Annotated in this window: 28 protein-coding genes; 15 read left to right on the top strand and 13 right to left on the bottom strand. The window is 31.3% G+C overall.

Features of this window, described 5'->3' with window-relative positions:
* Positions 1-7: 7 nt before the first annotated feature.
* The 8 genes from V6251_RS11165 to V6251_RS11130 form a co-directional block, all read right to left on the bottom strand.
* Positions 8-643, bottom strand: coding sequence for a hypothetical protein (locus tag V6251_RS11165; RefSeq protein WP_341588292.1), 636 nt, complete (start codon positions 641-643; stop codon positions 8-10).
* 1 nt (position 644) lies between these two features.
* The gene (locus V6251_RS11160; RefSeq protein WP_145001383.1) at positions 645-1,088 is read right to left on the bottom strand and encodes a hypothetical protein; all 444 of its coding nucleotides are present in this window, start codon (positions 1,086-1,088) and stop codon (positions 645-647) included.
* Positions 1,089-1,348: 260 nt separating this feature from the next.
* Positions 1,349-2,722 carry an MBL fold metallo-hydrolase gene (locus tag V6251_RS11155; protein WP_341588291.1) on the bottom strand — a complete coding sequence of 458 codons (1,374 nt, stop codon included), beginning with the start codon at positions 2,720-2,722 and terminating at the stop codon, positions 1,349-1,351.
* A gap of 4 nt (positions 2,723-2,726) precedes the next feature.
* Entirely contained in the window at positions 2,727-3,572 is an 846-nt protein-coding gene (locus V6251_RS11150) for an ATP cone domain-containing protein (protein ID WP_341588290.1), read from the bottom strand.
* Positions 3,573-3,575: 3 nt separating this feature from the next.
* A complete protein-coding gene (locus V6251_RS11145) occupies positions 3,576-4,409 on the bottom strand; it encodes a universal stress protein (protein WP_341588289.1) in 834 nt (277 codons plus the stop codon).
* A gap of 136 nt (positions 4,410-4,545) precedes the next feature.
* Positions 4,546-5,382, bottom strand: coding sequence for a universal stress protein (locus V6251_RS11140; protein ID WP_341588288.1), 837 nt, complete (start codon positions 5,380-5,382; stop codon positions 4,546-4,548).
* 86 nt (positions 5,383-5,468) lie between these two features.
* Positions 5,469-6,833 (bottom strand): oxygen-independent coproporphyrinogen III oxidase, encoded by a 1,365-nt coding sequence (gene hemN / locus V6251_RS11135; protein WP_341588287.1) that lies wholly within the window; start codon positions 6,831-6,833, stop codon positions 5,469-5,471.
* Between the two features lie 84 nt (positions 6,834-6,917).
* Positions 6,918-7,577: an HAD family hydrolase gene (locus tag V6251_RS11130; RefSeq protein WP_341588286.1), complete on the bottom strand. Its 660-nt coding sequence runs from the start codon at positions 7,575-7,577 to the stop codon at positions 6,918-6,920.
* A gap of 102 nt (positions 7,578-7,679) precedes the next feature.
* Between V6251_RS11130 and V6251_RS11125 the strand changes: the two genes are divergently transcribed.
* The 9 genes from V6251_RS11125 to V6251_RS11085 all read left to right on the top strand — a co-directional run bounded on the left by V6251_RS11125 (position 7,680) and on the right by V6251_RS11085 (position 14,215).
* Positions 7,680-8,453, top strand: a complete 774-nt coding sequence (locus V6251_RS11125; RefSeq protein WP_341588285.1) for a M90 family metallopeptidase — start codon at positions 7,680-7,682, stop codon at positions 8,451-8,453.
* A gap of 43 nt (positions 8,454-8,496) precedes the next feature.
* Entirely contained in the window at positions 8,497-9,129 is a 633-nt protein-coding gene (locus V6251_RS11120; protein ID WP_145001399.1) for a Crp/Fnr family transcriptional regulator, read from the top strand.
* 63 nt (positions 9,130-9,192) lie between these two features.
* A complete protein-coding gene (locus tag V6251_RS11115; protein WP_341588284.1) occupies positions 9,193-9,987 on the top strand; it encodes a sulfite exporter TauE/SafE family protein in 795 nt (264 codons plus the stop codon).
* Between the two features lie 169 nt (positions 9,988-10,156).
* Complete coding sequence (locus tag V6251_RS11110) at positions 10,157-11,572, top strand: MBL fold metallo-hydrolase (protein WP_341588283.1); 1,416 nt, start codon at positions 10,157-10,159, stop codon at positions 11,570-11,572.
* Positions 11,573-11,798: 226 nt separating this feature from the next.
* On the top strand, positions 11,799-12,068 hold the full coding sequence (locus tag V6251_RS11105) for a heavy-metal-associated domain-containing protein (RefSeq protein ID WP_341588282.1): 270 nt from the start codon (positions 11,799-11,801) through the stop codon (positions 12,066-12,068).
* 12 nt (positions 12,069-12,080) lie between these two features.
* Positions 12,081-13,079 (top strand): c-type heme family protein, encoded by a 999-nt coding sequence (locus V6251_RS11100; RefSeq protein ID WP_341588281.1) that lies wholly within the window; start codon positions 12,081-12,083, stop codon positions 13,077-13,079.
* An 11-nt stretch (positions 13,080-13,090) separates the two neighbouring features.
* On the top strand, positions 13,091-13,387 hold the full coding sequence (gene trxA, locus V6251_RS11095) for a thioredoxin (RefSeq protein WP_145001409.1): 297 nt from the start codon (positions 13,091-13,093) through the stop codon (positions 13,385-13,387).
* On the top strand, positions 13,387-13,968 hold the full coding sequence (locus tag V6251_RS11090; RefSeq protein ID WP_341588280.1) for an SAM-dependent methyltransferase: 582 nt from the start codon (positions 13,387-13,389) through the stop codon (positions 13,966-13,968). The genes trxA and V6251_RS11090 overlap by 1 nt, the downstream gene beginning before the upstream one ends.
* 97 nt (positions 13,969-14,065) lie before the next feature.
* The gene (locus tag V6251_RS11085) at positions 14,066-14,215 is read left to right on the top strand and encodes a hypothetical protein (protein WP_193600109.1); all 150 of its coding nucleotides are present in this window, start codon (positions 14,066-14,068) and stop codon (positions 14,213-14,215) included.
* Between the two features lie 79 nt (positions 14,216-14,294).
* Here V6251_RS11085 and V6251_RS11080 read toward each other — a convergent pair whose 3' ends face one another.
* Positions 14,295-16,391 carry a TonB-dependent receptor domain-containing protein gene (locus V6251_RS11080; RefSeq protein ID WP_341588279.1) on the bottom strand — a complete coding sequence of 699 codons (2,097 nt, stop codon included), beginning with the start codon at positions 16,389-16,391 and terminating at the stop codon, positions 14,295-14,297.
* 65 nt (positions 16,392-16,456) lie between these two features.
* A complete protein-coding gene (locus V6251_RS11075) occupies positions 16,457-16,828 on the bottom strand; it encodes a hypothetical protein (RefSeq protein ID WP_341588278.1) in 372 nt (123 codons plus the stop codon).
* 193 nt (positions 16,829-17,021) lie between these two features.
* On the opposite strand from V6251_RS11075, the gene V6251_RS11070 reads away from it, so the two are divergent.
* The 6 genes from V6251_RS11070 to V6251_RS11045 all read left to right on the top strand — a co-directional run bounded on the left by V6251_RS11070 (position 17,022) and on the right by V6251_RS11045 (position 23,434).
* On the top strand, positions 17,022-17,744 hold the full coding sequence (locus V6251_RS11070; RefSeq protein ID WP_341588277.1) for a peroxiredoxin: 723 nt from the start codon (positions 17,022-17,024) through the stop codon (positions 17,742-17,744).
* Between the two features lie 68 nt (positions 17,745-17,812).
* A complete protein-coding gene (locus V6251_RS11065; RefSeq protein WP_341588276.1) occupies positions 17,813-19,159 on the top strand; it encodes an MBL fold metallo-hydrolase in 1,347 nt (448 codons plus the stop codon).
* A 113-nt stretch (positions 19,160-19,272) separates the two neighbouring features.
* Positions 19,273-20,628: a cytochrome ubiquinol oxidase subunit I gene (locus V6251_RS11060; protein WP_341588275.1), complete on the top strand. Its 1,356-nt coding sequence runs from the start codon at positions 19,273-19,275 to the stop codon at positions 20,626-20,628.
* A 10-nt stretch (positions 20,629-20,638) separates the two neighbouring features.
* Positions 20,639-21,676, top strand: a complete 1,038-nt coding sequence (cydB, locus tag V6251_RS11055; protein WP_341588274.1) for a cytochrome d ubiquinol oxidase subunit II — start codon at positions 20,639-20,641, stop codon at positions 21,674-21,676.
* 65 nt (positions 21,677-21,741) lie between these two features.
* Positions 21,742-23,199, top strand: coding sequence for an NAD(P)/FAD-dependent oxidoreductase (locus tag V6251_RS11050; RefSeq protein WP_341588273.1), 1,458 nt, complete (start codon positions 21,742-21,744; stop codon positions 23,197-23,199).
* Between the two features lie 103 nt (positions 23,200-23,302).
* Positions 23,303-23,434, top strand: coding sequence for a hypothetical protein (locus V6251_RS11045; protein WP_261375294.1), 132 nt, complete (start codon positions 23,303-23,305; stop codon positions 23,432-23,434).
* A 27-nt stretch (positions 23,435-23,461) separates the two neighbouring features.
* Here V6251_RS11045 and pncA read toward each other — a convergent pair whose 3' ends face one another.
* The 3 genes from pncA to V6251_RS11030 form a co-directional block, all read right to left on the bottom strand.
* Complete coding sequence (gene pncA / locus V6251_RS11040) at positions 23,462-24,070, bottom strand: bifunctional nicotinamidase/pyrazinamidase (RefSeq protein ID WP_341588272.1); 609 nt, start codon at positions 24,068-24,070, stop codon at positions 23,462-23,464.
* Between the two features lie 59 nt (positions 24,071-24,129).
* Positions 24,130-25,527: a nicotinate phosphoribosyltransferase gene (locus V6251_RS11035; protein ID WP_341588271.1), complete on the bottom strand. Its 1,398-nt coding sequence runs from the start codon at positions 25,525-25,527 to the stop codon at positions 24,130-24,132.
* Between the two features lie 124 nt (positions 25,528-25,651).
* Positions 25,652-26,650, bottom strand: coding sequence for a metal-dependent hydrolase (locus tag V6251_RS11030; RefSeq protein WP_341588270.1), 999 nt, complete (start codon positions 26,648-26,650; stop codon positions 25,652-25,654).
* Positions 26,651-26,708: the final 58 nt, after the last annotated feature.

The following is a 26,708-nucleotide window of genomic DNA, read 5'->3' as shown; positions in this document are numbered from 1 at the left end:
AAAATATTTATTCTATTTCAGGAATAATACCATCGTTTTCTAAGACTAATGTTAATAGTTTAGAGTAATCATTTACTGTTTGGTCAATGTTTTCTGGATCTACAATGTCTATATATCCTTTCCATATTAGTGTGCGGTCTTTTGTAGGACATAGGCAATACACAGACGTTTCGGCATTGTAAACCTGATATTCTTTATAAGCATCCGGATTAAAAACCTGATCTTGATACATTAAAAAATCGTCATTAAATTTTTTGTGATTTTTATCAAAATTAGAATAGTCTTTCTTGTATTGAATTTTGTTTTTTATTCCAGCTACTTTAGTAAAAATTACAGCATCAAAACCTTCCTCAATCAATTGATTTTCTAACACTTTTAATTCTGCATCAGTTTTTTCTGATTCTAAAAAATCTGCGTCAAACTTATCTAAGCTAACAGAAGCATCAATCCCTCTAGCGATTAATTGTTTTTGTAATTTTTTTTCAAATTGTGATTTAGCAGTTTGATTGTTTGATAATGCCACAATAAAAACTTTTTGTAATGTATAATCGCTAGCGTCTGGACTAATCCAACGCTCTCTTAATTGCGTGCTATCACATGCATATAGTGATATAAGTAATAATATAAGTAGTGCTTTTTTCATATTATTTATTTAATAAGTGTTCGTCTTTGTCTGTTTTCATTAATCTTTTTACCAATTCAAAAACTTCAAATTTAACCGCTTTATAGTCGTAAAAAAAAGAACTCAATGTCTTAGTTAACGTTCTATGGTCTTCTTTATATTGTTCTTCTTTTTCAATTTCATCCTTACCGTCCACCATTAAACTTAGTTCTTTTTCATGTTTTGTTAAGTCATTAATAAGTAGTTGATTACCTCTGGTGGTTCTTAGTAAAGCAGTGGTTACTATTTTTGCTCTATCTAATATTTCTGCCTCAATTATTTTATGCGTATAATCGGTTAGTAATTCTTCTAAAAAGATTTGTTCATCCTTTATAAAGTTAAGTTCTGATAACCATGTTTTAGACATGTTATGCATTCTTTCAGCACTGTACCATTCTACAATTTTGGTTTTCTTTTCTGATTTCATAATTTAATTATTGTTTTAAAAAAAAACAGGAAGTTTAACATTGTCAACTTCCTGTTTATTGATTACAACTTTATGTACCACTTTTTGGTATTACTTTGACTTAGTAAACCGTTTAACAAAAAATTAATTTTTGTTGTTGATTAATAGCGTGTCGTGGTATTAATTATTGCAATCTCTTACTACTCAGTTATTATTTTCTATAATTAAAGGTACTGTTATTGTTAGTCTTAAACTATGATATATATCATATAACCAGTAGCTTACAATTTAATTTTAATCACTTCATTTAACGCTGGACAATAACTGTCCCATCCATAAATATCTTTTAATTTAACATGAAAAGCTTGTTGTGCAGTTGCCTCTCCATGGACTAAATAAATGGCTTTTGGTGTATTTTTAATAGCACTTAGCCAATCCAATAAACCAGATTGATCTGCATGAGCAGACAAACTATCAATATGTTTTACTTTTGCTTTAACAGGGTAATATTTACCATAAAATTTAACCTCATGTGTACCTTCTTTTAGTAAGCGTCCTCTGGTACCTTCTGCTTGGTAACCTACAAGTAAAATGGTGGTATTATCATGATCTATTAATTGTTGCAAATAAGTTAATACGCGTCCTCCTGTTACCATACCACTTCCTGCTATAATTATTTTAGAGCGTGGATCATCTATGGTTTTCCAGGTATCTGCATAAGAGGTAATAACATTAATATGATTACACATAGCCTCATAATCTGATGCTGACAATTTATGCCACTTTGGGAATTTTTTAAAAACCTCTAACACATTGTTTCCCATTGGGCTATCTACAAATATTGGAATGTTTGGAATTTTATTTTTTTGATATAATTTAAATAAAATAAACATTAGCATCTGTAAACGTTCTACCGCAAAACTTGGGATAATTAAATTACCTCTATCGTTTATGGTTTGTTTGATTATGTCAGTTAGTTTTTCTTCAATAGCCTCTTTAGGATGTAGTTTATCTCCATAAGTACTTTCTATAAATAAATAGTCTGCATTATCAGGACGTTTTGGGTCACTAAGTAAATAATCATTTGTTCTACCTATATCTCCAGAAAATACAAAGCGTTTTCCATCAATATCCAATTCTATAAATGTTGAACCTATTATATGACCATTATAATTAAATCTATAGGATATGTGATTATTAATATTAATCCATTTGTCTTGGGTTTGTACCTCAAATTTAGCCACAATTTGTTCTACCTCTTTTTGCGTATAAAAAGGTAATGCTGGCTTATGTTTAGTGTAGTTTTCTGCATTAGCCTTTTTGGCTTCTTCTTCGTTTATTTTTGCGCTATCTTTTAAAATAATTTCGGCTATAGCCAAAGTTGGAGCAGTACCAATTATGGAGCCTTTAAACCCTTGTTTTATTAGTCTAGGTAAATAACCAACATGGTCTAGATGTCCATGAGTTAGTAATATAGTTTGTATGGAAGCCACATCTATTGGCAGTGGTTGCCAATTTAAAAGTCGTAAATCTTTTAAGCCTTGAAACAATCCACAATCTATTAATATTGAAGTATTAAAAGCTTCAATTAAATATTTGGATCCAGTTACTGTTTTTGCTCCTCCTAAAAAGGTAATGTTAACGTGATTATTCATAGCTTTATTTGGTATTACATAGTAACTTAATTTCGTTTAAAATTCTTTTTTTACGTATTTCAGAGACGCCTAAATGATCTAAATAAAAGGCGTCATTTAATAAATCTTTGCAAAGGACAACTTCTCTGTTTAATAAAAACTGTTTTTCTCTTTTAGTTAATAATGTGGATGTTGTAATAGGGTAAAGTTTTAATTGATCGATACGCTCTTTTAACCCATTATTTATAGGGTAGTCCCAGCTTAATAAGTGTAAACCAATACAATTACCATATGTTTTTGCATCCTCTGTAAATCTTGTATTTGTGACTACCCAACCTTGTGTCATAGTTGTGTTTGAGTGATATTTGATATTCCAGTTAAGCTGAATATCCTGAAATCTAGAATAGATATACAACGGTATTTTTACATTGCAATTTAATCCAGCTTCACCATGAAATTTGCACTCGACAAGTACAGTATTATTGGCTTTTGTTGCCAAAATATCGACCTCATGCTTCACACATTTTCCATTAATAATCTCGCCAACTTTAGTTGTATAACCTGAGGCTTCTAAAATGGCTGCTACATAACGTTCAAACGGAAATCCCGTAGGGCCTAACTCATAAATAGCTTTTTTTAATTTGTATTTAGACGCCAAGTGACTTTTGGTCGCCTTAAGCATAGCAAAAGCACGATTGTAAATTTGTTTAGTAGAAATCCCTTGGTATAACTCATCTCTAACATTTGATGTGATTTTTTGGGCTAATGCTTTATCTGCTCCAGATTTTATTAAAGAATTTTTAAGTTTATCTATAGAAAACTTAACGTGTTCTCCGGATGATTTTTTTATGTAAAGGTCCTGTGTTGTCATATTTTATTGGTTATCTGGAATAACTAAAAAAGGAATAGAGGGATTGAAGCCTATTTTTTTTATTACAGGTTCATTTAATAAGCGTTCCATTATACTATGTTTATAATTAACCATAATTAGTAAATCAATATCTAGATCATTGATAAATGTATTAATGATTTCTGCTTTTTTATTATAGTTTGGAACAGAATGATAATGCGTTTTAAAACCTTGGAGTCCCTTTTTTAAAATGGATAAATTGTATTGTTGTAAAGGAACCAAATTATCATTAACCTGAATATTGATAACTCTTAGTGTAGCATTATTATCATATGTAAAGTCGTTTATAGTTTTAATTTCTTGATCTGTATAAAACCTATTTAAATCTGTAGAAAAAACGATTTGTTTTATAGGTTTATAATCATATTGATCTGGTACAATTAACGTTGGACACACTTTTATAGTGTTAATCAATCGTGTTGTATTACTACCAAAAAACAGTTGTTTGTTTCTTGAAGCACCTTTTGTACCCATAATAATTAAGTCTATTGGGTTTTCTGCAATATGTGCTTTTACTGCAACTTGTAAATCAATTAATTTTAGAACAGTCTTAAAACTGTGATTAGCATTTGCATCACTAGATTCTATTTGGTCTTTAACTTCTTCTAGTTGTCTTTTACACTGCTGTATGGTGTTTTTTAAATATACATCTGACAAATTTGATAGGGAAGATGGTGTTAAAGGATTAGCATGTAATAAGTAAAATGTACAAACTTCGTATTTATACAATTTTACAGCGTAAACTATAGCACTCCATGCATTATCAGAAAAATCAGTAGGTAGTAAGATATGTTTCATATCCTTAAGTTTTAGGTTTACTTAAAGATATTTTATATAAATCTTATAGGATATGATATATATTAGTTTTACAAAAAAAGGGTATTAAAATGATAATTCATTTTAATACCCTTACATATAACTAACTAAAAAAAAATTATTTAATACGGAAAGTGACTACAGGCAATGCAGCATGATTTGCAATGTCTTCAGAGATACTTCCTGATAAAAAGTGTGTAAATCCAGTACGACCATGTGTAGCAACAGCTATAGCGTCTGCACCAGAAACATTTGCGTAATTTAAGACTCCTTTTTCTACTGAGTAATCAGATATAAACTGTACTTCTGATAATTTATCTAAATTACCATCTGCTTTTTGTAAAAAGTTAGCAACCGTTTTTTCCATTTCAGAGGTGCTGCTAAAGTTATCTCCTGGAGTATTGATATATACTAAATGTAAGTTTGAACCTAAAGTTTCAAATAACTTAGAAGCATTTAAATACGGAGTGACTGTTCCTTCAGAAAAATCTGAAGCAAATACAACGTTATCAAAACTTAAAGTTGTTGGTTTGTTTTTAACAACAAGTACAGGTATTTCTGCGTGACGTACTACTTTTTCAGTATTTGAGCCCACAAAAATTTCTTTTAAACCACTACTACCATGAGAACCCATAACTATTAAGTCTGCATTATGTTCTTTAGCGACATCGTTTACTTCACTAAAAACTTTAAAGTGTTTAACTACAGGTGTTACTTTTACATCTTTTAAAAAGTCTTGATCTAAAAATTCTGTAAATCTATTTTCGGCTAATTTTAAAAAGAAAATAGTTTCTGATTGGATATCAGCTTCACCTTGGGTTAAGATGGTTTCAGAAATTTCTAACATGTGTAATGCAAATATTTCTGCATTATATTTTTTTGCCAATATAGCTGCTGATTCTAAAGCATATTTTGAATGTTCAGAGAAGTCTACTGGTACTATTATTTTTTTCATATTGATAGTTTTAAAGGTTGTGTTTTATGTTTTAAAGTTATCGATTGTGTTGGTAATTATCGAGCTTTTATAAATTAATTAACAGTCTAAATGGTCATGGAAAATAATTGCGTTTCTGGTTTGTTTCGCTGTAAAAGCAAATCAAAAGCCATACATATATTTCTAACAAACGGTTTTCCTTTTTCTGTAATAAAAATTTGATTTAATTCTATGTTTAATAAACCATCGTCTTGCATTTCTTTAAGCTTTAATAGGACTTCTGGTATGTCTTCAAAATATAAATTATTAGCCATCCAATTGGTTTTAAAGTGGCACATTAAATTTAAAATGTGCTGTCTAATAATTAAATCTTCAGAGGATAACATGTGTCCTCTAAAAACAGGAATACTGTTGTTTTCAATTAAATGATAATATTCTTCAATACCTTTTACGTTTTGTGCAAAAGCATACCAACTGTCACTAATAGATGAGACACCTAACCCTATCATCACTTTAGTTTTTGAGGCTGTATAACCCATAAAATTGCGATGCATAGTTTCGGTTTGACTTGCTTGATACAAACCATCTGTTTTAAGTGCAAAATGATCCATCCCAATATCATGATATCCTGCTTGTGCTAATAGTTTTTTACCTAATTGATATTGATTTTGTTTAATACTTGGTGTTGGTAAATCACTGTCTTTATAGCCTCTTTGTCCATTTCCTTTTATCCAAGGGACATGTGCGTAACTATAAAAAGCAATACGATCTGGCAATAATTGTTTTGTTTTTTTAATGGTGTCTTCGACATGTGCTTCCGTTTGAAAAGGTAAACCAAATATAATGTCATGGCCAATAGAGGTGTAACCTATTGTTCTGGCTAATTCTGTAACTTTTTTTACGTTTTCAAATGGTTGAAATCTGTGTATGGCTTTTTGTACAATAGGGTTGTAGTCTTGCACTCCAAAACTGACACGTCTAAATCCTAAATCAAATAACGTTTGTAAATGTGTTTTTGTGGTATTGTTAGGATGACCTTCAAAACTAAACTCGTAATCATTTGCTAGTTTAGCTTTGTATTTAATACCATTGATTAAAATTTTTAAATTTTCAGAATCAAAAAAAGTAGGTGTTCCACCACCAAGATGCAACTCTTTAATTACAGGTTTATCCCCTAATAAATCACAGTATAATTGCCATTCTTTTAAAACTGCATTTATATAAGGTAACTCTACATCATGACGTTTAGTGATACGTTTATTACAACCGCAAAACGTACAAAGACTCTCGCAAAAAGGTAAGTGTATGTATAAGCTAATACCTTCAGTACTGTTGCTTTCGTCAAAAGCTTTTTTAAGGCTTAGTTTCCATTCTTTTAATGAAAAAGTATCTAAATCCCAATAAGGAACAGTAGGATAACTAGTATATCTAGGTCCAGCAACATTATATTTATTAACTAAAGACAAGCACATATTTTAACTATTTGATAAGTCAAAGTTAATGGGCTTGTGCCTTTTAAAATATGACATATGTCATACAGGTCGTAAAGCTTTAGTTTAGTTTAGAATATTGTATATTTTGTTATACTGTATGTCCTTAAAGTGAGATACAACTAAATCTGCTTGTGTATAATCTTGGTTTTTAGAATGAAAACTATCATAACCAATACAATAGCTTCCAGCAGCTTTTGCTGCTTTAATACCATTGGTAGAGTCTTCAATAACTATACAGTGTTGTTGTAAATGACCAGCTAATTGTGCTGCTTTTTCAAATATTTCGGGATGTGGTTTTGAGGCTTTTAAATCTGCACCACTTATTTTAGCTTTAAAATATTGGTCTAAATCAAAACGTTTAAAAACATTATTAATAGTTAGCATAGATGCCGAAGAAGCTAAAACTAAGGTTAATCCATTATTATAATAATCTTGTATTATATCCAACACACCATCAATAAGTTGTAAACTTGGATCACTATGAAAAAGATTTACAAATATATCACGTTTATATTGCACTAACTCCTCAGGCGCATTGTCTAGTTTAAATAGGTCACACATACGTTTACAAACATTAATTGTAGATTGTCCTGTAGTAGACTCATACAACGCCTCTGACACTTCAATTTTAAAATGATCAAACATTTTAAAGTAGGCTTTTTTATGTAAAGGTTCAGTGTCAACAATAACACCATCCATATCAAATAACACAGCTTTTAACATACGTTTTGTTTTTTGCGAAGATACTTAATATGTGGTTTTTTACCATAGATATATTTTTTAGTCTATTATAATTACAATATTTTGCGACAACACTTTTAAAATATGATTTACACCATTGTTTTTATAATTTTTATTGGGTTTATAATTTACGCTTTTGTGTTAATGAGGCCAAGGACAGTAAAACAAATTCCGCAACATTGGCACGCCATACTATTAGAAAAGGTTTTATTTTATAAAAAGTTATCTAAAGCAAATCAAGACGTGTTTAAAAAACGAATAGCGCTTTTTTTAACCGAAATAAATATTGATGGTGTAAATATTACAATTGATGAAACCGATAAATTACTAATTGCGTCTAGTGCTATTATACCTGTTTTTGGATTTAAAGAATGGAGTTATAACAATCTATCAGGTATTATAGTGTATCCAGACAGTTTTAATGAAGATTTGCAATTTTCTGATATCGATAAAAACAGAAAAATTTTAGGAATGGTAGGTACAGGTAGATATGAAAAACAAATGATTTTATCCAAAAAAGCAATTCGTTTAGCCTTTAATAATAAAACAGATAAGCATAATACACCTGTCCATGAATTTGTCCATTTATTGGATAAAATGGATGGAGAAACGGATGGTGTGCCTGAGTATTTTTTAGGTAAAGAATATATAAAACCTTGGTTAGAGTTAATGCATACCGAAATGGAAAACATAAATAACGATACTTCTGATATTAGAAAGTATGGAGGTACAAGTCAAGCTGAGTTTTTTGCTGTAGCTTCCGAGTATTTTTTTGAACGTCCTAAGTTATTCAAACAAAAGCATCCTGAGCTATATAAGATGTTGTCGTTATGTTTTCAACAACCAAAACAAAGTTAAATTAATTCAAATTAGTTAACTTTACAATTACAAAAAACAAACCATGTTAGAAGAGTTACAACAGCATTACGGATATTTATTTGAAGATGAATTAATTCAAGAAATTAATAATGTTGGTACTTATAAAGATATTCCTGAAGGATTTAAATTAATTGAAATTGGTGACTACATAAAAACAATGCCACTTTTAGTTAGTGGAGCAATCAAGATTTTAAGAGAAGATGAAGATGGCGATGAGTTAATCCTTTATTTTATCGAGCAAGGAGATACGTGTGCAATGACATTATCTTGTTGTTTAGGAAATTCTAAAAGCGAAATCAGAGCTATAGCAGAAACAGATACTAAGTTAATAATGATACCTGTTGCTAAAATGGAAGAGTGGTTAGGTAAATATAAGACTTGGCAAAAATTTGTCTTACAAAGTTATCATAATCGTATGTCAGAGTTGCTAGAAGCTATAGACACTATAGCTTTTTTAAAAATGGACGAGCGTTTATTTAAATACCTAAAAGACAAAGCAATGGTCAATCATAACGAGTTAATCCATGTGACACATCAACAAATTGCTAGAGATTTGCATACGTCGCGTGTGGTAATTTCAAGATTACTAAAAACACTGGAAATTGATGGTAAAATTGAATTGCACAGAAACAACATTAAGGTTTTAGATTTATAAGCGTAACAACTGTTACAAACCATCTCCTATATAAATTTTAAGTTTGTATAAGATTATTAAATTATGGATTTTATACGAGTAATAACATATTTAGCAGCTTTTTTAATTGGAGCAGTATTAGGATTAATTGGAGGAGGTGGATCTATTCTAACCGTTCCATTATTAGTTTATTTTTTGGCTTATAATCCAGTAATTGCTACAGCATATTCCTTATTTGTCGTTGGATCGTCGTCATTAGTAGGTGTTTTTCAAAAGCATCGCGAAGGATTAGTAGATTTTAAAACAGGTTTAGCGTTTTCATTTCCATCATTTATTGCTGTTTATATTTCTAGACGTTTTGTAGTACCAGCAATACCAGAAACTATAGTATCTATTGGTACATTTAGTTTGACCAAGGATATGGCTATCATGATATTTTTTGCAATAATCATGTTTTTGGCAGCTTTTTCAATGATTAAAACTAAACAAAACACAAAATCATCCGCTACCTCACAGCCTTATTACAAGACATTTATTCAAGGTGTGATAATTGGTGTTATTACAGGATTAATTGGTGCAGGAGGAGGATTTTTATATGTTCCAGCACTAGTATTGTGGGCTGGATTAGACATGAAAAAAGCAGTAGGTACATCCCTAATTATAGTCGCAATAAACTCATTAATAGGATTTTCAGGAGATATGCAAACCCTAGATATTGATTGGGCATTTCTATTATCATTTACTGCTTTAACAATAATTGGTATTTTAGTAGGAGGCTATTTTTCTAAATATATTTCTAGTAAAAAACTAAAAAAGAGCTTTGGCTGGTTTGTATTGGTAATGTCCATTTATATTATATTAAAAGAGTTAGTTTTTTAATTATGTAACTTAAGTTGCTATTAAAATTTAAAAACATTAGTAAATTTGAAGAATTAAAAATGAATTTTTGCCTTAAGGCGAATTTCTTTTAATAACATAAAATAGAATTGAAAATGAACCGAGCCATAAAGGCGAACACATTTTACAAAAACATAAAATAGAATTGAAAATGAAGATAGAGCAAATTTATACAGGTTGCTTGGCACACGCAGCCTATTATATAGAAAGTAATGGAGAGGCAGCAATTATCGACCCATTAAGGGAAGTGCAACCATATATTAAAAGAGCACAAAAAGACAACGCAAAAATAAAGTACATTTTTGAAACGCATTTTCATGCAGATTTTGTGTCTGGACATTTGGATTTAAAAGAAAAAACAGGTGCTCAAATCGTATTTGGACCTACTGCTAAACCTTCTTATGACGCATTAATTGCAACAGATGGTCAGGTGTTTGAAGTTGGAGATTATAAGATAAAAGCTATCCATACACCAGGACATACTATGGAAAGTACAACGTATCTTGTAATTGACCAAAATGGTAAAGAACATGGTATAGTTACAGGAGATACGCTTTTTATAGGCGATGTTGGTCGTCCTGATTTAGCACAAAAAATAGCTTCGGATTTAACACAAGAAAAACTGGCAGGTTATTTATTTGATTCACTTCGTAATAAAATAATGCCATTAAGTGATGACTTAATAGTGTATCCTAATCATGGTGCAGGTTCAGCTTGTGGTAAAAACATGAGTAAAGAAACTACAGATACTTTAGGAAATCAGAAAAAAGTTAATTACGCTTTGCGTGCAGACATGACTAAAGACGAATTTATTGCTGAATTATTAGATGGTTTATCAGAACCACCTGCGTACTTTCCTCAAAACGTTATGATGAATATTAAAGGTTATGAAAGCTTTGATAAAGTAATGACTAAATCTCAAAAACCATTAACACCAAAGGCTTTTGAAGCAGCAGCTAACGAGACTGAAGCTATTGTTTTAGACGTACGTAATCAATCAGAATTTGTAAAAGGACACATTCCACGTTCTATATTTATTGGTATTGATGGTGGATTTGCTCCTTGGGTTGGTGCATTAATTGCAGATGTTAGTCAACCAATTTTATTGGTCATTCCAGAAGGAAGAGAAGAAGAGGTAATCACACGTTTATCTCGTGTTGGTTTTGACAATGTAATTGGGTATTTAGAAGGTAGTTTTGAGGCTTGGAAAAACGCAGGAATGGACTACGACACCTTAACATCAATCTCTGCAGAAGAGTTCGCAAAACGATACGAAGACAATAAAGACGTGATTTTTGATGTTAGAAAAGATGGAGAATTTACTGGCGAGCATGTAGATGGAGCTAAACATACTGCGTTAGATAATATTAACAGTCATTTAAGCGAGTTTCCAGAAGATAAACCGTTTTATATTCATTGTGCTGGTGGTTACAGATCTGTAATTGCAGCATCAATATTAAAAAGCAGAGGTATCCACAATTTAATAGATGTCGCAGGTGGTTATGGTGCCATTAAAAAAACTGACATACCAAGAACAGACTTTGTTTGTCCTACAACATTAAAATAGTATTATAATTAATTTTATTAGTAAAAGCGCGTATTGCATTATTGTAATACGCGCTTTTTTGTGTAACATTAGTTACCGTTCAGGTGTATATTTTTTGGTAACTTTATCTATTAATATAATGGTTTGCCTTACGGCGAAATAGTTTTACAAATCCTCAAACTTATATTAAAATTGAACCCAGCATTTTAGCGAATACATTTTACCAAAATTTAAAATAATATAAAAAATGAACACTTCAATAAAAGTACAAAACTTAAAATGTGGTGGTTGTGCAAACACCATCACTACAAAATTAGCAGAACTAGAAAATATCTCTGAGATTACAATAGATGTTGATAATAGTATAGTAGCGTTTAATCACAATAACCAAACGGAAGCTATAGCAGTAAAAGAGCGCCTTAAAACGTTAGGTTATCCATCAGTAGATGATGATAATAACTTGGTGTCTAAAGCTAAATCTTTTGTAAGTTGTGCTACTGGCAAGCTTTCAAAATAAAAAAAAACGATTATGAAAAAATCCTATCTATTGGTTGCATTAACCTTGTTTTTATTAAGCTGCAATAATACCAACAACAAAAAGCTATCTGCTTTTGACACTCAAATGGAAGCGAATAAGCATCCTGGAAAAAAGCTAATGGAAACTAACTGTTACACATGTCATAGTCCATCAGCTAGTCAGTCGGATAGGATTGGACCACCAATGGTTGCTATTAAAAGGCATTATATTGATGAAAACACTACAAAAGCACAATTTGTAGAAAATATGCAAGCATGGATTAAAAATCCAAATGCACAAGATGCAAAAATGTTTGGAGCAGTAAAACGTTTTGGTGTTATGCCAAAGCAAGCATTTCCAGAAGAGACAATTGCTAAAATAGCCGATTATATGTTTGATTATGATATTGATCAACCAGAATGGTTTGAAAAGCATTTTAATGAAGAAAAAGGTAACCATAAAGGACAAGGAAAAGGACAACGAAATGGCATGCACAAACAACAGGCTGAAACAAAGTTTGAAGATTTACCATACGCAGAACGTGGATTAAAATATGCTTTATCAACAAAAGCAGTTTTGGGTAAAAATTTAATGGGAACTATCCAAAAAAAAGGAACCTTGGGTGCTTTAGCGTTTTGTAATGAAAAAGCTTATCCGTTAACAGATAGTATGTCAGTGGTACATAATGCATCTATTAAAAGGGTATCTGATAAACCAAGAAATCAAAATAATTTAGCAAATAAAAAAGAATTGACGTATATTAATTCTTTTAAAAACGAAATTAAAAATAATAAAGAACCACAACCAATAGTTGATTTATTAGACGATAAAGTACAAGTGTATTATCCAATTACAACCAATACCATGTGCTTGCAATGTCATGGTAAACCTAATGAGGATATTGAAAAACCTACGTTAACTAGGCTTGCTAAACTATATCCTGAAGATAAAGCTACAGGTTACAATATAAATCAAGTTAGAGGTATTTGGACTATTGTTTTTGATAAATAAATAAAAATAAAATGAGTAAATTTTCAGAAATAATTAATCAAGATTCACCAGTTTTGGTGGATTTTTATGCAGAGTGGTGTGGACCTTGTAAAACTATGAGTCCTATTTTAAAAGACGTAAAAGATAATTTAAAAGACCGTGTGTCTATTATTAAAATTGATGTAGATAAAAATCAAGAATTAGCATCTAAATATCAAGTTAGAGGTGTGCCAACGTTATTGTTATTCAAAAAAGGAAAACAAGTTTGGAGACAATCTGGCGTGCTACAAAAAAACGAATTGATTGATGTTATTACAGCAACATACTAATGGATTTAAGCGCAGATTTTTGGGATAATAGATACAAATCTAATGATATTGGTTGGGATTTAGGTACTGTTTCTCCGCCATTAAAAGCTTATTTTGATCAGCTAACCAATTTGGATTTAAAAATTTTAATTCCAGGAGGTGGTAATAGTTATGAGGCAGAATATCTTTTTAATAAAGGGTTCAAAAACGTGTATGTTGTTGATTTATCTCAAACAGCATTGGATAATTTAAAACATAGAATACCAGATTTTCCATCATCAAATTTAATTTTAGATAATTTTTTTGACTTAAATATAACTTTCGATTTAATTATTGAACAAACTTTTTTTTGTGCTATTAATCCTAGCTTTAGAGCTGATTATGCTAAAAAAGCTTCAGAAATATTAAATGTAAATGGTAAAGTTTCAGGGCTATTATTTGATGCAGTTTTAAATACAACACATCCTCCATTCGGAGGTAGTAAAACAGAGTATTTAGGCTATTTTATACCTTATTTTGACATTAAGATAATGGATGCTTCGTATAACTCCATAAAGCCAAGAGCTGGTCGAGAATTGTTTTTTATTATTCAGAAAAAATAAAAATTAAAACCTTATTTAAAACTGATAATTGTCATATTAAATATTAAACAGCAACAGTAAATTTGTGCTTTACAATAAACACTAAAATTTTAAAATTATGATTTCTCAAAACATCGCATTATATAGTTGGAGTAACGGAGTAGTAATGATTGCTATTTTTGGAGTAATTTGTTTATTACTTATTGGTTTTTTAGTGAAATCAATGTCTAGTAGTGACAGAAAAGATGACGAAGCAAAAGAAAGATAAGGTCTAGTTATATTTATAAATAAAAAGAAGGAGCACATATTAAATGGGCTCCTTCTTTTTTGTTTACACTTTTTTAGATTTAAAACTTATACTGTAAAAAGGCAGAAAAGTTACGTCCAGGCTCTGTTATTGGTGTTCTTCCAAAATTTTCCTGATTAGTAAACGAAAAATTTAAATGGTTGTTATAGGCTTCATCAAAAGCATTAATTATAGCAACACCAAGTATTATGGATGTAATGGGTTTTATTCCAAATCTAATATCTAAAGTTTGGTATCCTGCAGTTTCGGTTTCTCCAAAACTTCTAGAAATATTCTCTTGTTTAGATACGATGTTATATTGTGCATTTCCCCAGAATTTATCTTTCTTAAAACCTAAAATCAATTGGGTATTAAATGGAGGTGTTAAAGGTAATGACTCTGCTAAATCTTTGTTTTTAGCATAGACATAAGCAAATTCAGTTTTAAAATAATAATCATTTAAAAAATCGATTTCAGCCATAACTTCAAATCCAGTTTTATAAGCTTCGTCTATATTTTGGAAGACTTTAACATTGGTTGGGTCTGAAGTTGGATTAAATTTTCTTGTTAATGTTGGATCTATAACACCAACAATATAGTTTTCAAAAAAGGAATAATAAAAAGAGGTTTCGTATTTAAAGCTATTAAAACCATTTTTTAAGGATTGCTTACCTTTAAATCCAATTTCAAATTGATTGTTAACTTCTGCTTTCAAATTAGGATTTCCTACATATTCATAAGGGTCTTGTCCAACAGTAAAATGGTTAATAAAACGCTCGATCATATTGGCAGATCGCACACCACGACCATATGCAGCCTCTAAAATAAAGTTGTCCGTTACTTTCTTTTTAATAGACAATGTTCCGCTTATATTATGTTCAGTCCGTTTTTTTAAATCATATAAAGCTTCAAAATCAGCTTCTGGATCTTGAATATCTGAGGTGACATTATCATAACGCACACCTGCGGTAATAACCGTTTTTGGATTAATAGAGTATTTAGCTTCTGTAAATACTCCTAAATCTGCAATGTATGAGTCTTGCCACACCTTATCATTAAACGTTATAGGTGTTGTTAGCATGTTTCCATTCATAACTTTAACGGTTCTTGTTCTTCCTCCATCTCTAGCAATATGCATAGCATCTAGTCCAGTAAATACATTTAATTTTTCAAGTGGTTTCCAGTTTAATTCTAATTTACCACCTGCAGTTGTCGCGTTTACTGCAGATGATGCTTTCATCATGATAAACGACGGTCTATTGTTATTGGTCATTAAGTGATCCACATAACTATAGTATACTTTAGCGGTTAAGGACTTAGCTATAACGCCTATATTATCTAATTTATAGTCTAAAGACATAATGCTACTATTATCAAATTCGGTATCCATAGGTAATGCAGCATGCAGCACATCGCGACCAAAAGACTGCCTCCAATGGGCTTGTATACGTTGGTCTTCATTTATATTATACCCTAATTTTATTCCGTAATCGGTACTTCTAAAAGATGAGGGTATTTCTGTACCATTTCCATCTTTATAATTCCCGAAATCTCTGTAGCCAGCATTAGCAACAATATCATATTTTTCTTGAATGTATTGTAATTGCGCTAAATTTACTAAAGCGTTTCCGTTACTTTCGTACCCACCAGATACTTTTCCGTGTAAACCATAATCTTCATAATCTGGTTTTTGCGTTACTAGATTTATTATACCTCCAAAAGTAGCACCATAACGTACGGTATATGGTCCTTTAATAATTTCAATTTTAGAAATTTCTTCAGGAATAATATGTGTCGTTATGGGATCCATTCTATTTGGGCAAGCATGCATTGCTTTGGTTCCGCCATCGTACTGAATGTTTAACTGCTCATATTGTGAAGCTCTAAAAGAAGGATCTATAGCATAGTTACCTCTTTTAATTACTGAAAATCCATTGATATTGTTAAATAAATCAGCAACATTTTTGGGTTGCACAATAGCTTTGTCATAATTATTGGCAACAACTGTTAATACAGGATCTTGGTTTAATTTTCCTGTAACAATAACTTCGTCTAATTTGTTTATTTTTTGATTTGTAGTGTCTTTTTTAGTTTCATTTTGACCAAAAGACATAGCTGAAACAAGTATGCATAAAAGCACACTATTTATTGTTTTCATATATAGTAATATTATATTTAACTTAAATGTTTGGGGTAGATTAACTACCAATACTAAAAGTTAAATTATACCTGTGGAGGATGGAAACAATCGTTGATATTGTTATAACTATATAGGTTTTTGTAAATCGAAGTATTTTGTTTTTTTAGATCGTTTATTGGTTTAAAAATTATCTTTTCTAAAGCTATAGTATATAGAAGTAGTTCTTTAAAATCAACTATATTTTCTGGTATATCTTGATCTTTATCTAGTGATTTTATAACCTTATTCAAATGACATTTACCATTACATTGCAACTCAGGTTTATCTTTATTAACACATAAGGCCTCTATAAAACCAACAGGATCTAGTTTATAATAGGCATAAGTTAAGGATACTCTTGTACTATTAAATAGTATAAGAATGGTTACACTTAAAGCGAATATGTATGTATTCATTTTCATTAGTGTAAAAATAAAATAACAGCGTATTATAAAAGGTGACAATTGTTACATTACTGTAGATTTTAAGTTTATAGCTAAATCTTATTTTAGTATAAGCTTTAGGTATTGTTTAAGTGACATATGTTACACATAACCACAGCCTTGTAAAGTAATTTTACACTATAAATAATTTAAAAATCTATATATTATGAATACTTCAGAAACAACACCACAAGACACATTTGCAATGCCAAGAATTGGCGATAAAGCACCAGAGTTTACAGCAGTAACAACACAAGGAGATATTAATTACCCTTCAGATTATAAAGGTAAATGGTCTATATTATTTAGTCACCCAGCAGATTTTACGCCTGTTTGTACATCAGAATTTATGACATTTGCACATTTAGAAGAAAAATTCGAAAAAGCAAATTGTAGTCTTATCGGTTTGTCAATCGATGGTTTATACAGTCATATTGCATGGTTAAGAACGATTAAAGATAAAATTGAATTTAACGGAATGAAAAACATAGAAGTTAAATTTCCTTTAATCGAAGACATCTCAATGAATGTGGCCAAAAAATATGGTATGATCCAACCAGGTGAAAGCAAAACGCAAGCGGTTAGAGCGGTCTTTTTTGTAGATCCAAACGAAATAGTTAGAGCTATTATTTACTATCCATTAAGTTTAGGACGTAATTTTGATGAGTTATACAGAGCCTTAATAGCTATGCAAACATCAGATAAATTTAATGTAGCTACTCCAGCAGATTGGAATCCTGGTGACGATGTAATTGTATCTCCAGCTGGATCTTGTGGTGTTGCAGAAGAGCGTATGACCTCTACTGAGGATTTAGACTGTAAAGACTGGTTTTTCTGTACTAAAAAATTAGATAAGGATTTAGTATTAGATTCAATCTTAAAAAAGTAAGCTAATACATTTAAAAAGAGCCTTTTATTAAGGCTCTTTTTTGTATTTTAATATCTAAATAAAAAATCATGATTATTAAACAATTTGAAGATAAGCCATTAGCTCACTATTCTTATGCAATAATAAGTGATGGTAAAATGGCACTTGTAGATCCATCAAGAGATGTAAAACTGTATTATGATTTAGCAGAAAAACATAATGCTAAAATTATTGCTGTTTTTGAAACGCATCCACATGCCGATTTTGTGAGTAGTCATTTGCAAATACATAAGGAAACTGGTGCAAAAATTTATGTAAGTAAACTGGTTGGCGCTAATTATCCGCATCAAGCATTTGATGATGGAGATACTCTAAATTTAGGAACGGTAACTTTCTCGGCTATTAACTCGCCAGGTCACTCGCCAGATAGTATTACAATTATAGCTAATGATGCAGATAATAATTATGCGATGTTTTCTGGAGATACCTTATTTATTGGTGATGTTGGAAGACCAGATTTGCGTGAAAAAGCAGGTAATATGAAAGCTAAAAGAGAGGAGTTAGCTAAAAGTATGTATCATACTATGCGTCATAAATTTAATCATTTACCAGACACAACAACTGTTTATCCAGCGCATGGTGCAGGATCGTTATGTGGTAAAAACATGAGTACAGATGCATCAAGCACTTTAGGAAGAGAACGTACTGAAAATTGGGCATTTAAAGATTTAACTGAAGATCAATTTGTAAAGCATATTTTAAAGGATCAACCTTTTATACCTACTTATTTTGGTTTTAATGTAGATATAAATAAAATTGGTGCAGATAATTTTGAATCTACATTTTGTAGGATACCTTTTTCTTTCGGTATAACCAATTTTGTTAACGATGACAATCTGATTATTGATGTTAGAAGTGCATCACAATTTAAAGAGAATCACCTAAAAGGAAGTGTTAATATTATTGCAGAAACGGAAGATGATAAAGTAGAAACTTGGTTAGGTTCTATCGTTGCTCCTAATGAAGCGTTTCATTTAGTAATTAACTCAATTAACGACAGAAAAACAATGCTTAGTCGTATTGCTAAAATAGGTTATGAAAAGCAAATCAAATCGATTATAACATTAGGTTTCAATACCTTTGAAACATTTAAAGTATTAGATATTAAAGATTTTAAAAAACACCCAAATCAATATACTATTATTGATATCCGTAATGCAAGCGAGGTAGCAGAAGGTAAGATTTTTGAAACTGCGATTTCAATTCCTTTACATCAGTTAAGAGCCTCTCAAAGTCAAATTCCTACGGATAAACCTATTGTGGTGCATTGCGCAGGAGGTTATAGAAGTGCAGCAGGAAGTAGTATTATTTCTAGTATAATTAAAACAGTTCCCGTATATGATCTTAGCGATGCTGTTAAAGCATTTACAATTTAAAAATAGATAACGCACATTAATTTTGAAAAGCCTCTTTTTTGAGGCTTTTTTGTAATAAAAGTTACACAGCGTTTAAGCGTTGCGTCGTATTTTTGTATTAAAATAAACAAGCTATGGATACCGAAATTTTAGCCAGAATTCAATTTGCCTTCACCATTGCCTTTCATTATATCTATCCTCCATTAAGTATTGGTATAGGTCTAATTATGGTTATCATGGAAGGATTATATCTTAAAACAGGAAATAAACATTATGAAGTATTAACCCGCTTTTGGTTAAAAATCTTTGCTATAACTTTTGGTATTGGTGTCGCAACTGGTATTATTATGGAGTTTGAGTTTGGCACCAATTGGGCAGTATATTCAAGATATGTTGGTGATATTTTTGGAAGCGCTTTAGCAGCAGAAGGCTTATTTGCATTTGGGTTGGAAAGTGCCTTTTTGGGAGTGTTAATTTTTGGATGGAACCGAGTGTCTCCTAAAGTACATTTTATATCTACAATCGGTGTTTTTCTTGGTTCCATGTTTTCGGCAGTTTGGATTGTTGTGGCTAATAGTTGGCAGCAAACACCTGCTGGTTATCATATTGTAGGAGAGGGATTTAATGCTAGAGCAGAAGTAACAGACTTTTGGGCAATGGTTTTTAATCCATCTAGTGTAGACAGGATTATTCATGTTTGGCAAGGTGCTTTTTTAGCTGGTGCCTTTTTAGTATTAAGTGTGCATGCTTATTATCTACTTAAAGGTCGATATGTTGAAATTTCAAAAAAAGCATTTAAAATTGCATTAGGGTTAGCGACAATTGTATCATTAACTCAGTTACTTTCAGGACATAGTTCGGCAGATGGTGTAGCTGTAAATCAGCCAGCAAAATTAGCAGCAATGGAAGGGCATTATGATAAATCTGCACCTGCTGATTTATACTTGTTTGGTTGGGTTAATGATAAAACACAAGAGGTTACAGGTATTGGTATACCTGGAGGATTATCGTTTTTAGTACATCAAGATTTTAAGGCACCTATCACAGGATTAAACGCTTTTCCAGAAGCGGATAGACCAGGTCAAGTTAATGCAGTATTTCAATTTTATCACATTATGATTTCTATTGGTATGTTTTTAATTGGATTAACATTGTATGCTTCGTTTTTATGGTGGAAAGGAACTTTATTTAAAAAACGATGGTTATTAAAAATCTTTGCATTTTCAGTCTTACTGCCACAAATAGCAAATCAAGTCGGATGGTTTGCTGCAGAGATGGGACGTCAACCATGGATTGTTTATGGACATTTAAGAACAAACGAAGGATTTTCGCAAGAAGTGTCTTCTAATCAAATTTTATTCTCTTTAATTTTATTTTTAGTAGTCTATGCTATATTGTTTTTATTATTCCTTTATTCTGTAAATAAAAAGATAAAGCATGGTCCTTATGATGAAGCTAAAAACCCAGATGAATTTTTAAAATACGTTTAATAAAAAAACTATGGAAACAATATTAGGTATAGATTATCCAACACTTTGGTATTTAGTTGTGGGTTTATTATTTTCTGGTTACGCCATCTTAGAAGGCTTCGATTATGGCGCAGGAGCATGGCATTTATTTTTAAAAAAAGACTTAAGTCGTCGTATTGCTATTAATGCTATTGGTCCATTGTGGGATGCAAATCAAGTGTGGTTAATTATTGGTGGAGGCTCTTTATTTGCAGGTTTTCCTGTAATGTATGCTACGATGTTGTCCGCTATGTATATTCCTTTCATGTTGTTTTTAATGCTATTAGTATTAAGATCTGCTGCAATAAAATTTAGAAGTGCTGAAGAAATGGCTTGGTGGCGAAAAACATGGGATATTATTTACTTTATTTCTAATACGTTAATAGCTTTTTTATTAGGTGTCGTTTTAGGAAATATTTTACAAGGTTTTGAATTAGGAGAAAACCTAACCTATAAAGGTGGTATTTTCTTCTCCTTTTTAAGTCCTTATGCTATTATGGTTGGGTTTACAACATTGTCTATTTTTATGACACAAGGGGCAATTTTTTTATTGCTAAAAACTGAAGGTCGCTTACATGCTAGATTAACTTTTTTACTTAAAAAAGGAATGATTTTCTTTATAATAAGTTTTGCAGTAACATCCTTATATACTTTGACTTTTTTACACGGAGTTACAGATAAATTTAAAGAAAATCCAGTGTTTTTTGTACTACCTATTTTAGCCTTTTTAGCTGTAGCTAATGTGCCTAGATTAGTGTCTAAGAAAAAATACGCTAATGCTTTAGTTTTTTCATCTTTAACAATGGCTTTTTTATTAATGTTGGTTGCTTTTCAGTTATATCCAGTATTATTGCCTTCTACCATAGATCCTAAATACAGTGTAACTATATATAATGCAGCTTCATCTCAAAAATCCTTAGGCATAATGTTAACCATTGTTGCTATTGGAGCACCATTATTAGCAGGTTATTTCTTGTTTTTATATAAAACATTTCATGGTAAAGTCAAGTTGGATGATACTAGTTATTAGTTATGTAACATAAGTAGCTGTGCAGATTTTAGAGATGTAATATCTTTATTAAAAATTAACAGTTTATGTCTAAAATAGTCATTTTAGGAGCTGGAATTTCTGGTCATGTAGCAGCTTCACATTTACGTAGAAAACTATCCAAAGACCATGAAGTAGTCGTAGTGTCTCCTAACAGTAATTACCAATGGATTCCGTCTAATATTTGGGTTGGAATTGGTAGAATGAAATCAAATAAAATCCTATTCCCATTAGCGCCTTTGTATAAAAAGAAAGGTATTGGATACAAACAAGCCAAAGCAATTTCGTTTTTTCCAGAAGGCGATAAAACAGAAGAAAAACCTTATGTTTTAGCAGAGTATGTCGTAGGAGCTAGTAAAGGTCAACAGGAAAAAATAACATACGATTATTTAATTAATGCTACAGGTCCAAAATTAAATTTTGAAGCTACCGAAGGTTTAATTCCTGGACAAAATAAAACCTATTCTGTTTGTACATATACACATGCAGACCATGCTTGGGAAGGTTTAAATGAAGTCATTCAGCAAATGAAAGCTGGTAAAAAAATGAAAATTCTAATAGGTACAGGTCACGCCAAATCAACTTGTCAAGGAGCTGCTTTTGAATATATATTAAATGTAGAACAAGAATTACGTAAGCATAAAGTTAGAGAAATGGCTGAAGTCACTTGGATTTCTAATGAATACCAATTAGGTGATTTTGGTATGGATGGTATGCTATTAAGCTACGGAAGTATGACCATGAAATCTCATGAAATGGTTGAAATGATTTTTGAAGACAGAGACATTAAATGGATTCTTGGCGCAGGAGTCGAAAAAATTGAGGATGGTATTGCCTATTACGAAAACCTAGAAGGAGAACATAAAGCCGAAACTTATGATTTTGCAATGTTAATTCCATCATTTTCTGGTCATGGTTTTAAAGCTTATGATAAAAATGAAACCGACATCACAGAAAAACTCTTTAAAGGCTTTATGATTGTTGACGCCGATTACACGTCAAAACCATACGAAGAATGGTCTGTAAAAGATTGGCCTGAAACATATCAAAATCCGAGTTATAAAAACATTTTTGCTCCAGGTATTGCATTTGCACCTCCACATGCCATTTCTAAACCAAGAACAAGTAAAAATGGGACGGTAATTGCACCAGCTCCACCACGAACAGGAATGCCATCTGGTATTACCGCAAAATTGGTTGCAGATAATATTATAGATTCAATAAAAATAGGAAAAGAATCTTTAACCCATAAGGGAAGTTTAGGTAATATGGGAGCAGCTTGTATTGCTTCTGCTGGATACGGAATGACAAAGGGAAGTGGCGTTAGTATTACAACCTATCCCATTGTTCCAGATTACGAAAAATATCCTAAAACACAAGGTAGACAATTAGGGGAAACCTTCGGAGAAATAGGTTTAGCAGGACATTGGCTTAAATTGGCTTTACATTACGCCTTTATCTATAAAGCTAAAATGCGACCATTTTGGTGGTTGATTCCAGAATAAACAGCGCGCTTAATTTTTAATTGATATGAATTGTTTATCCTGAAAGATCAAAGAGAAATTTAGGATATCATGAAAATTTTACAAGAATTTAATAATTATCAAAATGACAGAAAGAATATCAAAATATCAAAGATTTAAAATGATGAATCCAATCATCCAGTTTTTTAAATTCATCTATTTAAGTATAAAAATAATGGTTGTGGTAGCAGGAGGACATGGTGGTACAAGAAGCTAAATGACTTTTACTGTACAAAATGTATTGCTATTTTAGCGATTTAGATGTTATAATATGCACACCCATAGCAACCATTTTAATCTTAATAGTTTCAAATACTTCTAGATCTAAAGGTTTAGCAGCATCTTCAATAAAATAACATTTAAAACCTTCTTGAATAGCATCGCGAATAGAAAAGTACACGCAAATATCAGATGCTAGACCACAAAAATAGAGTTTTTTGGCCTCCTTTTCTTTTAAATAACCTGTTAACCCTGTTGCTTTTAAATGGTTATTGTCATAAAAGGCGCTATAACTATCAATATTAATATCGGTACCTTTTCTAAAAATAGCTTCGTATTTTGTAGTGTCTAATTCTGGATGTAATTCGGCTCCTTTACTGCCTTGTACACAATGTTCCGGCCATAAGGTTTGCAATTTCCCGCGCCATTCTATGCTATCAAAATTAGATTTATTATCATGGTTTACAGCAAAGCTAGAATGCGTTTTTGGATGCCAATCTTGCGTAGCTACAATCAAATCGAATTTATCTTGTATGCTATTTATTACGGGCACAATGTTATCTCCATCGGGCACTGCAAGAGATCCGCTAGGCATAAAATCGTTTTGTACATCAATGACTAAAAGTGTTTTCATAGTTTGACTATTTTTTAATTGATTAGGTTACGATTTATCTAACCATTTGCAGTATTACTTTAGCTTTTATGTGTGTTAATTAGATCGTTTCGTTCCTTTTTAAGCTGACTACTCAATCCAATTTTATAAGTATGCGGATTTTGAAAACGTTTATATTCATCAGGAAGTTGTGCTAAACGCGATTGCGAATATTTCGAAATTTCGGTAACAGTTCTAGCAGGAACCATACGTTTACCATCTTCCATGACTAATTCTAATAACGGTTCTTTTTTTAGTGTACTAATATCTATTTGCTTGGTAATATCAAAAGGATGTTCCATTTTATCAATCTCACCTTCGGCATAAATAGCCACAGCATCTGCACCATAAAATTGTCCGTCGGCATCAGTCATTCTGTACACTTGCTTTTTAAAAGGCAGCGATACTTTTATGATGTTTTCAGAGAGTTTAATTCTTGGATCACCATTGTATTCAGATAATTTATAAACGCCATCTAACGCCGCATCTGGTCTTCCAGTAACCAGATTAGTTCCTACACCAAAAACATCAATAGGCGCCTGTTGTTCTTTTAAACTTTTTATAACAAATTCATCTAACTGATTAGAGACTACAATTTTTACATAACTTAAATCAGCAGCATCCAAAATGGCTCTCGCTTTTTTAGATAGATACGCTAAATCACCACTGTCCAATCGGATTCCGAATAATTTTTCACCATTCTCTTCCATTTCTTTTGCAACAATAATCGCATTTGGAAGTCCTAATTTTAGGGTATTATAAGTATCAATTAAAAGTACACAGTTTTTAGGTCGTACTTGCGCAAAATCACGAAAAGCGTCTAATTCATTATCATAACTCTGTATAAACGAATGTGCCATTGTTCCTGTTGATGCGATGTTGTAATCTTCTGCAGATTTCACATTACTTGTACTATCAAAACCACCAATAGCAGCAGCTCTAGACGCATAGTAACCACCTGTAGCATGGGCACGACGTAATCCCATATCTAGTAAAATAGCATCTTTGGCGCTATAGCGTATTCTGCTCGCTTTGGTTGCAATTAAAGTTTGAAAGTTTAAAATATTAAGCAGAAGAGTTTCTATTATTTGTGCTTCAATAATATTAGCTTCAACCTGTAAAATTGGACGGTTAGGAAAAACAATATCACCTTCTTTACTAGAGCGTATACTACCTTTAAAGCTAAAGTTTTTTAAATACTCTAAAAACTCGTTCTCAAATCCTTTTTGCTTTAAATAAGAAATATCAGACTCTGAGAATTTAAGCGATTCTAGTATATCTAAAACATCTTCTAACCCTGCAAATATGGCATACCCATTATCAAAAGGATTACGACGGTAATAATAGTCAAATACCGCTTTACCATTTGGTTTAGTCACAAAATAGACTTGCGCCATTGTAATTTGATATAGATCCGTATATGCTGCAGTAATGTCCATAAATTTATAAGTTTAGTTTACAAGATATTTAAAATTTGAAAGATTTCCATTCTCAAATTCTAAAGAAATTAATAGTATGTAATAATTAGTCTAGTTGAAATTAAATAGTGGTTTTAAACCGAAATTAATTCCCTTTTAAGCGTTGCCAAAGTTCTGATAATAGCTTTTTACCATCATTAGAATCTTTAGGCGCCTCTATAAATGAAACTTTACCCGTTGAATCAACTTCTAATTTGTATTTAAAAACAAAATTGGTTGATTTTGGTTTTAGGCTTAATAATCCAAAGCGTAAATCGTTAAAGTAAAGTGTGTTATTCTCTTTAGTAATAGTATACCAACCTTCAGTAATAGCAATCATTTGTTTTACACTTTTATCCTCAATAAGACTACCTAATAAGTCGTGGTTTTTTGGATAGCTTTCAAAAGTGATGGGTTGGCTATCAAAAAACGAATAATTTCCAAGTAAATAAGCATCTTCAGTTTGGACATTGGCACTCCAAAGTATCGTGTTTAAAGGTGATGGTCTTGTGTCAATATTTGAATAATCAATGTTTTGTGTTGCTAAAGCAGATTCAAATGTTGTATAAGCAGCCCATTTTAATAATAAAGTTAATGCTAAATAAGAGGTGCTTAAAATCAATCCCATGTTATTATAAAAGCGACGTTTTGCAGTAGTTCGTTTCTGGCGCATTGCCAAAATTAAAAACACTAGAAAAGGCACGGTGTATAATGGATCAACTACAAATATATTTTTGAAGGCTAATCTTAAATCAAAAGGCCAAAACAGTTGTGTTCCCCAAGTCGTATGTGCATCTAAAATAGGGTGTGTTACAAAGGCTAAAAAGAATAGCCAAGTCCAGTTTTTAAAGTTTTTATAGGTTTCGTATCGCGTGACAATCCAAGCTAAAATAGGTGCGAAAAGTACTGAAAACACAATGGAATGCGTAAATCCACGATGCACATAAAGTGCAGTGACATTGTCTGTAAAAAAGGATGCTAGTACATCTAAATCAGGAATAGTTCCTGCAATAGCTCCATAAAGCATGGCTTTATTTCCAACTTTTCTACCTAAAACAGCTTCTCCTACAGCTGCTCCTAATACTATTTGTGTTAATGAATCCATATAGCATGCAAAAGTAAGGGATACCAATTTATTTATTACAAGACTTCGGTTTTATGTT

The organism is Olleya sp. Ti.3.14, from assembly GCF_038154885.1.
Lineage (GTDB): Bacteria > Bacteroidota > Bacteroidia > Flavobacteriales > Flavobacteriaceae > Olleya.
Note: the sequence above shows the minus strand (reverse complement) of the source record. Positions and strands in the feature narration are given on the sequence as shown.

What these genes read in the sequence shown, in the direction of transcription:
- trxA (WP_145001409.1), top strand. Translation starts at nt 13,091, where the DNA reads ATGAGTAAATTTTCAGAAATAATTAATCAAGATTCACCAGTTTTGGTG.
- V6251_RS11065 (WP_341588276.1), top strand. Translation starts at nt 17,813, where the DNA reads ATGATTATTAAACAATTTGAAGATAAGCCATTAGCTCACTATTCTTAT.
- V6251_RS11035 (WP_341588271.1), bottom strand. Translation starts at nt 25,527, where the DNA reads ATGGACATTACTGCAGCATATACGGATCTATATCAAATTACAATGGCG.
- hemN (WP_341588287.1), bottom strand. Translation starts at nt 6,833, where the DNA reads ATGTGCTTGTCTTTAGTTAATAAATATAATGTTGCTGGACCTAGATAT.
- pncA (WP_341588272.1), bottom strand. Translation starts at nt 24,070, where the DNA reads ATGAAAACACTTTTAGTCATTGATGTACAAAACGATTTTATGCCTAGC.
- V6251_RS11080 (WP_341588279.1), bottom strand. Translation starts at nt 16,391, where the DNA reads ATGAAAACAATAAATAGTGTGCTTTTATGCATACTTGTTTCAGCTATG.
- V6251_RS11085 (WP_193600109.1), top strand. Translation starts at nt 14,066, where the DNA reads ATGATTTCTCAAAACATCGCATTATATAGTTGGAGTAACGGAGTAGTA.
- V6251_RS11155 (WP_341588291.1), bottom strand. Translation starts at nt 2,722, where the DNA reads ATGAATAATCACGTTAACATTACCTTTTTAGGAGGAGCAAAAACAGTA.
- V6251_RS11060 (WP_341588275.1), top strand. Translation starts at nt 19,273, where the DNA reads ATGGATACCGAAATTTTAGCCAGAATTCAATTTGCCTTCACCATTGCC.
- V6251_RS11130 (WP_341588286.1), bottom strand. Translation starts at nt 7,577, where the DNA reads ATGTTAAAAGCTGTGTTATTTGATATGGATGGTGTTATTGTTGACACT.
- V6251_RS11100 (WP_341588281.1), top strand. Translation starts at nt 12,081, where the DNA reads ATGAAAAAATCCTATCTATTGGTTGCATTAACCTTGTTTTTATTAAGC.
- V6251_RS11125 (WP_341588285.1), top strand. Translation starts at nt 7,680, where the DNA reads ATGATTTACACCATTGTTTTTATAATTTTTATTGGGTTTATAATTTAC.
- V6251_RS11120 (WP_145001399.1), top strand. Translation starts at nt 8,497, where the DNA reads ATGTTAGAAGAGTTACAACAGCATTACGGATATTTATTTGAAGATGAA.
- V6251_RS11160 (WP_145001383.1), bottom strand. Translation starts at nt 1,088, where the DNA reads ATGAAATCAGAAAAGAAAACCAAAATTGTAGAATGGTACAGTGCTGAA.
- V6251_RS11110 (WP_341588283.1), top strand. Translation starts at nt 10,157, where the DNA reads ATGAAGATAGAGCAAATTTATACAGGTTGCTTGGCACACGCAGCCTAT.
- V6251_RS11045 (WP_261375294.1), top strand. Translation starts at nt 23,303, where the DNA reads ATGACAGAAAGAATATCAAAATATCAAAGATTTAAAATGATGAATCCA.
- V6251_RS11140 (WP_341588288.1), bottom strand. Translation starts at nt 5,382, where the DNA reads ATGAAAAAAATAATAGTACCAGTAGACTTCTCTGAACATTCAAAATAT.
- V6251_RS11050 (WP_341588273.1), top strand. Translation starts at nt 21,742, where the DNA reads ATGTCTAAAATAGTCATTTTAGGAGCTGGAATTTCTGGTCATGTAGCA.
- V6251_RS11030 (WP_341588270.1), bottom strand. Translation starts at nt 26,650, where the DNA reads ATGGATTCATTAACACAAATAGTATTAGGAGCAGCTGTAGGAGAAGCT.
- cydB (WP_341588274.1), top strand. Translation starts at nt 20,639, where the DNA reads ATGGAAACAATATTAGGTATAGATTATCCAACACTTTGGTATTTAGTT.
- V6251_RS11150 (WP_341588290.1), bottom strand. Translation starts at nt 3,572, where the DNA reads ATGACAACACAGGACCTTTACATAAAAAAATCATCCGGAGAACACGTT.
- V6251_RS11070 (WP_341588277.1), top strand. Translation starts at nt 17,022, where the DNA reads ATGAATACTTCAGAAACAACACCACAAGACACATTTGCAATGCCAAGA.
- V6251_RS11075 (WP_341588278.1), bottom strand. Translation starts at nt 16,828, where the DNA reads ATGAATACATACATATTCGCTTTAAGTGTAACCATTCTTATACTATTT.
- V6251_RS11145 (WP_341588289.1), bottom strand. Translation starts at nt 4,409, where the DNA reads ATGAAACATATCTTACTACCTACTGATTTTTCTGATAATGCATGGAGT.
- V6251_RS11115 (WP_341588284.1), top strand. Translation starts at nt 9,193, where the DNA reads ATGGATTTTATACGAGTAATAACATATTTAGCAGCTTTTTTAATTGGA.
- V6251_RS11090 (WP_341588280.1), top strand. Translation starts at nt 13,387, where the DNA reads ATGGATTTAAGCGCAGATTTTTGGGATAATAGATACAAATCTAATGAT.
- V6251_RS11105 (WP_341588282.1), top strand. Translation starts at nt 11,799, where the DNA reads ATGAACACTTCAATAAAAGTACAAAACTTAAAATGTGGTGGTTGTGCA.
- V6251_RS11165 (WP_341588292.1), bottom strand. Translation starts at nt 643, where the DNA reads ATGAAAAAAGCACTACTTATATTATTACTTATATCACTATATGCATGT.